Genomic DNA, 7,126 nt, shown 5'->3' with positions numbered 1-7,126 from the left:
TTTTTGCTCATAATATTTTTATCTTTCTACAAAGTTATCCACATTCCTGCAAAAGCATAGTTTCCTATATAACAAAAAAGATGGTATTAATTTTAAAATTAATACCATCTTTAACTAATCTATTTTATTTTTATGATTCTCTATATGTTGAAGGGGATACACCTTCATATTCTTTAAAAACACGACTGAAGTATCCAGGATTATTATATCCAATCTCTTTTGCTATACTTGAAATATTTTCGTTTTCTTTATTTAACTTCCTTTTTGCTGCTTCCATTCTCAACTCTGTAATATATTCTTTAAATGTACAACCCATTTCTTTTTTGAAAATTCTACTAAAATAATGAGAACTTAGATTTGAGGCAGCGGCAGCTTCATTTAAAGAAATATCATTTGTAAAATTTGAATTAATATACTTTACACCATCATAAATTATTTTTTCCTTGAACTCTTCATCTACTTCATCAATTTTTTGAGAAAGTTTAATACATAATGAATATAACCATTCTTTTAAATCAATTACAGTATTTATATCAAAAAGTTCCTTAATATATTTATAATTTAAAGGTGAAACATTTTTATATTTGGCTCCAGCCTCTACTGCAGCCCTTGATAAAACCCCCATTAATTCTAACAATCTAGACTTTACCATCATCGAATTAAAATTATCATCGATCTTCCAATTTCCAAAAAGCGTATCTATTAAATTTGATAATTGGCTTAGCTTATTGGATTTTAATTTTTCTAATAACTTTAGCTCAATCTCATAAGGATAGGCAAGTTCTTCATAATCATTATTTTTTACATCTTCCCAATGAATTACAGCTCTTTCTTTTAAAAGAAAAGAATTTCTAATTGATCCCAGTGCTTCATAATAAGAACGATCAACTAACTTAGGGTCACTATAATAACTTCCTATTCCAATTGTAATTGTAAAATCTGTTTTTTCCTTTATATTATCTACCATTTTTTTAGCAATCTGACGCAGCCAATCTTTTATATGCTTATTTTTATATTTTTCATTTCCAAAATATAATATTATAATTTTATCACTTGACATTGGAACAATCATTAAAGATGGATAATCAGCTCCAAAGTTTTTTATTATATTAAAAACCTTCTTTTTTAACAGCTGTCTTTCTATCTCATCTTGATTAACAGTTCTTCTAGCAAATTTATCTATATCGGCAATCATTACAGCTGAAGGAAGGTCTTTTATATTAAAAAAACTAGTTCTATCTTTAATTTCTTCAATAGTATCAATATCTAAGAAAATAAGATCAAAAACAAAAGACATTTTTATATAAGGAATAACCATGTCTAATTTTTCTTTCATTTTTTCTTTTGCTTTTTCTTCTTCTCTTCTTTTTTTTATTTTTTTGTTTATTTTTTTAATCACAGAATTTACTTTTGCTGGCTTTACAGGTTTCAAAAGATATTCTTCTATATTTAGTTTTAATGCTTCTTGAACATACTCAAATTCATCGTAAGCTGTCATTATAACAAATCTTGACTCAGGTAAAATATTTTTTATTTCTTTTATAGCCTGCAGCCCATCTTTTTTGGGCATCTTTATATCAATAAAGATAATATCAATTTTATTTTTTTTAGCAATTTCTACAGCCTCTTCTCCATTAGCAGCAGTTCCAACTATCTCTATTTCATCTTTAATAGTACATCTATTTTTTAAAATAATTGAAAGAGCTTTTCTTTCAAGATATTCATCATCAACTATCATTATTTTGTACATTACAATCCTCCCATTTTTGGATTGGTTTATAAACTTCATTAAATAAGGATTTTAATTTAAAAATAATCATTAATTATAATTTTTAGGTAAATTCATTTTAACCTTTGTTCCCTTACCTAACCGACTATTAATTTCAAGTCCATATTCATCACCAAAATAATATTTTAATCTTTTATGCACATTATTTATTCCAATACCAGTAATATGAGTAGTTATTTTTTCTTTGTTTTCATCTTCATAACTTAAAATATTATTTAAAATATTGCGATTTATTCCGGCACCATCATCTTTAACAATTATAACAACCTTTTCTTTCATTTCTTTTGATTTTATTTCAATAGTACCAGAATCTCTTTCTTTAAATCCATGAATAATTGAATTTTCTATGAGTGGTTGAATAGATAATAAAGGAATATTTATATCATAAAGCTTTTCATCAATATCAATCTCAAATTTAAATTGATCACGATAACGCTTTTTTTGAATTACAATATAATCTTTAATACAATTTAATTCTTCACCTAGATTAACTATCTCTTCAATGTTTCTTAAACTATACCTCAGCAGATCGGAAAGAGCATAAGTAACTTCTTCTGTTTCATTAGCGTTTTCTATTAAAGCTAATCTTGCAATTGAATTAAGAACATTAAATAAAAAATGAGGATTTACTTGTGATTGTAATATTTTTAATTGCTTAGTTCTTAAATGTTCTTCTAACTGTCTTCTATTTCTAGATTCTTCGATTAATTCCTGCTGATAAATATTTGCTAATCCCATTTTAGCTATATAATTTGCTGATAAAGAAAGAAATTCTGCTGCAGCTACTATTTTTTCATGAGGCAAAACTTCAACATTATTAAATTTTTCTTTTAAGATTTCAAAATCAATATCATAATCCTTAACTCTATCTTTGACTCGCTCAAATGTTTTTTCTCTTCCTTCTTCTTCGGAAATTATTTGACCACATAAAATAGTGCCTATGAAACTGTTTTCCAAAATAATAGGCGCAGCCACATCTATCAGCCCATGTTCGCAAATATATGGTTCAGGTCTGCCGCGTTCTTTGGCATTTACACCTCCCTGAGAATCAGATAATTTGCAGTTTTGAAATCCTTTGTTACATAATCTAACTGTATTACAAAAAGAAGTGAAATTACTGGGTTTGGTAATAGGTTTTCCTTCTCTATCAACAATTACAGCTCCTAAACCTGTCGCATCAGCAAATTTATCCTGTATACCCTGTAAAGCTTCAACATTAATAAGTTCATTTAAACTATAATTATTATTAATATCTAACACCTCCTCCTAATATTATAATATTTTTAATACATTAATACAAGAATACAAGTTTAAATTATTTTAATTGACAATATAAGAGTAGGTGCTTATTTCATTTTTTACTATTTTAAAAAGTGTTAAATACTTTAAATTATAATTCAGCCTTCAATTTTTTTAAAGCATGATAATTAGCAGTAATAGTTTTTTCTAAATCCTCATCAGTTAAGGCAAGAGAAAGAAAATTGACCTCAAATTGTGATGGAGGTAAGTAAATACCTTGGTTAATCATTTCTTTAAAATAAGCTGCAAAAAGATCTAAATCACAGTTTTTAACATCCTGATAATTTTTTACTTTTTTCTCAGTAAAAAATAAAGTAAACATGGAACCAACTCGATTAAAATAAGCAGGGAAGTTAAGTTCTTTAATATTCTTTTTAAATCCTTTTTCCAGTTTTTCTGCTTTTGCTTCTAACTGATCATATATTTTTTTGTTTTTTAATTTTTTTAAAGTAGCTAATCCTGCCTGCATAGCCATCGGGTTACCAGATAAAGTTCCTGCTTGATAAACCGACCCAACAGGAGCAACATAATCCATAATTTCTTTTTTGCCAGCATAGGCACCAACAGGCATTCCGCCACCTATTATTTTACCGAAAGTACTTAAATCAGGCTCAAGCTCATACAATTCTTGAGCTCCTCCCCGGGCCAGGCGAAAACCAGTCATTACCTCATCAAAAATTAAAAGTGAATCATTTTTGCGGGTGATTTCTCTTAAAAATTCTAAATAACCGGCTTCAGGAGCAATAACCCCCATATTTCCTGTTACTGGTTCTAAAATAATAGCTGCAATCTCAGATCCATATTCAGCAAAAACTTTTTCAACTGCCCCCTGATCATTATAAGGAGCTACTATTGTCTCTTTAGCTGTATTCTCAGTTACTCCAGGACTACCTTTAATACCAAGAGTTGCAACCCCAGAACCTGCATCAACTAAAAGACTATCTCCATGCCCATGATAACAACCTTCAAGTTTAATAATTTTATCCCTGCCAGTATATCCTCGGGCCAGTCTAATCGCACTCATCGTAGCTTCAGTACCAGAATTAACCATTCTCACTTTATCAACTGCAGGATAAAAATCTACTATTAATTGCGCAATTTCTGTTTCAATTTCAGTTGGAGCTCCAAAACTTGTACCTTTTTTGAGCTGTTTTTTTAATTTTTTTATTACCTGAGGTGGATTATAGCCTAAAATCATCGGTCCCCAGGAATTTACATAATCTAAATACTTATTACCATCAATATCATAAAGATAAGCACCATCTCCTTTTTCAATAAATATTGGATCCATTTCCACAGCCGAAAAAGCTCGAGCTGGACTATTGACTCCACCTGGAATAAATTTTTGCGCTTTTTTAAAAGATTGACTGGATTTTTTTCTTTTATCTCTCATCTAAATCACTCCTTAGCTAATATTTTTAAACCAACATATTTACTGTTTATTAAATTTTAATTATTCATTTAACCACTGAACAGCATTATCAGCCCAGTATGTAATAATAATATCTGCACCAGCTCTTTTAATAGAAGTTAAAATTTCTAAAGCAACACTTTTTTCATCAATCCATCCTTTTTCTGCTGCAGCCTTAACCATTGCATATTCTCCACTTACATTATAAGCTGCTAGAGGTAGATTAAAGTTATCACTGGCTTTTTGAATTATATCTAAATAAGAAAGAGCAGGTTTAACCATTATAATATCTGCGCCTTCCTTAACATCCAATTCTATTTCTCTTAAAGCTTCATCAGAATTAGCAGCATCCATCTGATAGCTGCTGCGGTCACCCTGTCCTGGTGCTGAATGTGCAGCATCACGAAATGGACCATAAAATGATGAATGATATTTAGCAGAATAGGCCATAATTCCTATTTCTTTAAATTCATTTTCGTCTAATGTCTGCCTTATTTTTGCTACTCTCCCGTCCATCATATCTGATGGAGCAATCATATCTGCACCTGCTTCTGCATGTGAAAGTGCAATTTTAGCTAATCTACTTAAAGTTGCATCATTTTTTATTTTAGAGTTTTCTAAAATTCCGCAGTGACCATGATCCGTATACTGACATAAACAAAGATCAGTAATTACTAAAAGTTCTGGAAATTCTTTTTTTAGCTGTCGAACAGCTTTTTGTACTATTCCATTCTGCTGCCAGGCACTGGAACCTTCTGCATCTTTGTATTTAGGCAGCCCAAAAAGTATAATTGCTTTAATTCCTAGATCTAAAAGTCTTTCAACTTCCTTTTGCAACTGGTCTAAAGATAAGTGATAGTTATCAGGCATTGAAGAAATTTCTTCTCTTATATTTTTACCATTAACTACAAATAATGGTTTAACAAAGTCTGCTGCAGATAAATTTGTTTCCCTCACTAAATCCCGAATATTTTTTGAACTGCGTAAACGCCTCGGTCTTCTATTTAAATCCATTTTAAAAAACCTCCATTTATAAATAATATTTTAAAATTTCGTCAAATAAACCTTCAATAGTATATTCTGCTGCTGTAATTTTAACATTCAATCCATACTTTTTAGCTTGATTGGCTGTTACTGGACCAATACAAGCAGCTGGAATTTCTTTTAACCGCTGCCATAATTTTTTTTGATCAATTTCTTTTGAATCATTTTCTAATAATTCATTTTGAGACTTAATTAATTTTTCTAAACCAATAATGAAATTATCTACTGTTGAAGAACTGGTAAAAGTTAATAAGTCAAGGTCATCATTTTTAAGCAGATCTAAAATTTCTACCTCCATCTCAACTGCTTCTGTTTTGTAAGCTTCAACATTTTTAACTTTTGCGCCCATATTTTTAAGTTCTTTTTCAAGTATTTTAGGAGCAATATCCGCTCGGGGCAATAAAAATGAAGCTTGTCTTAGATTAATTTCACCTTTACTCTGAAGTTTTCTTAAATAATCTAAGATACCTGAAGTTGAATAATCTTCAGGTAAAAAATCTGTTCTAATTCCATTTACTCTTAATTCTTCAGCAGTTTTAGAACCAATTGTCATTATTTTTGTTCCAGCCAGAGCTCTTAAATCAAGCTGCTGACGATCCAGTTCTTGCATAAAATACTTAACACCGTTAACCGAAGTAAAAATTAGATGACTATAGTTTTCTAAATTACCAACCTCTTTCTGTAAAGGACCAATATTTTCAGCTGCTTTAATCTCAATTGTTGGAGCAAAAACAGCGCTACCAGCCTCTCCTTCAATCATTTCTATAAAAGAAATTGCCTGTTTTTTAGGTCTAGTAACTAAAATATTTTTACCCAACAATTTTTTGTTTTCAAACCAAGCCAGCTTTTCTCGTAAATTAACAACACTTCCAATCACAATTACTGCTGGTGGCTTAAAATTTGCCTGTCCAACTTTCTGAACTATGTTGTCTAAAGTGCCAGTTATAGTCTGCTGCTTGGATCGGCTTCCCCAGCGAACTAGAGCCACAGGAGTTTCCGGACTTTTACCGGCAGTTAAAACTCTTTCTACAGTCTGAGCTAATTTACCGACTCCCATTAAAACTACCAGAGTATCTACAGCAGCTGCAATTTTTTCAATATCAATTGTGCTCTTTTCTTTGTCAGCTGCTTCGTGTCCGGTAATCACAGCAAATGAAGATGCTAGATGTCTCTGTGTCAATGGAATCCCCGCATAAAGAGGTACCGCAAGTGAAGAACTAATACCAGGAATGATTTCAAAATCAATTCCTGCTTCTTTTAATTTTAAAGCCTCTTCACCCCCACGACCATAAACAAACGGATCTCCGCCTTTAAGCCTACAGACAGTTTTTCCAACTTTAACTTTTTCAATCATTAAAGCCTCAATTTCGGACTGAGTATAGTGATGATTCTTTGCTTTTTTACCAACATAAATTTTTTCAGCCTCACTGCTGGCATATTCTAAAAAACGATTATTTGCGAGACGATCATATAAAATAACGTCTGCCTTTTCAATTGCTCTTTTTGCTTTTAATGTTAAAAGAGACGGATCACCTGGACCGGCTCCAGTTAAATAAACCTTTGCTCCCATTTTTTATTCTCCT

The 7,126-nt window shown here is 30.7% G+C and carries 5 protein-coding genes; all 5 read right to left on the bottom strand.

Annotated features, from left to right (window positions below):
* Nucleotides 1–130: 130 nt before the first annotated feature.
* Complete coding sequence (locus CI949_RS14460) at nucleotides 131–1,750, bottom strand: response regulator (protein ID WP_089716136.1); 1,620 nt, start codon at nucleotides 1,748–1,750, stop codon at nucleotides 131–133.
* A 69-nt stretch (nucleotides 1,751–1,819) separates the two neighbouring features.
* A complete protein-coding gene (locus tag CI949_RS14455; protein ID WP_133505773.1) occupies nucleotides 1,820–3,049 on the bottom strand; it encodes a PocR ligand-binding domain-containing protein in 1,230 nt (409 codons plus the stop codon).
* A 130-nt stretch (nucleotides 3,050–3,179) separates the two neighbouring features.
* Nucleotides 3,180–4,481, bottom strand: coding sequence for a glutamate-1-semialdehyde 2,1-aminomutase (gene hemL, locus CI949_RS14450; protein ID WP_290767563.1), 1,302 nt, complete (start codon nucleotides 4,479–4,481; stop codon nucleotides 3,180–3,182).
* 60 nt (nucleotides 4,482–4,541) lie between these two features.
* Nucleotides 4,542–5,513: a porphobilinogen synthase gene (gene hemB / locus CI949_RS14445; protein WP_290767560.1), complete on the bottom strand. Its 972-nt coding sequence runs from the start codon at nucleotides 5,511–5,513 to the stop codon at nucleotides 4,542–4,544.
* Between the two features lie 16 nt (nucleotides 5,514–5,529).
* The gene (gene cobA, locus CI949_RS14440) at nucleotides 5,530–7,113 is read right to left on the bottom strand and encodes a uroporphyrinogen-III C-methyltransferase (RefSeq protein ID WP_133505770.1); all 1,584 of its coding nucleotides are present in this window, start codon (nucleotides 7,111–7,113) and stop codon (nucleotides 5,530–5,532) included.
* Nucleotides 7,114–7,126: the final 13 nt, after the last annotated feature.

This window comes from Halanaerobium sp., from assembly GCF_003070835.1.
This window is presented reverse-complemented; position numbering and strand designations above follow the sequence as displayed.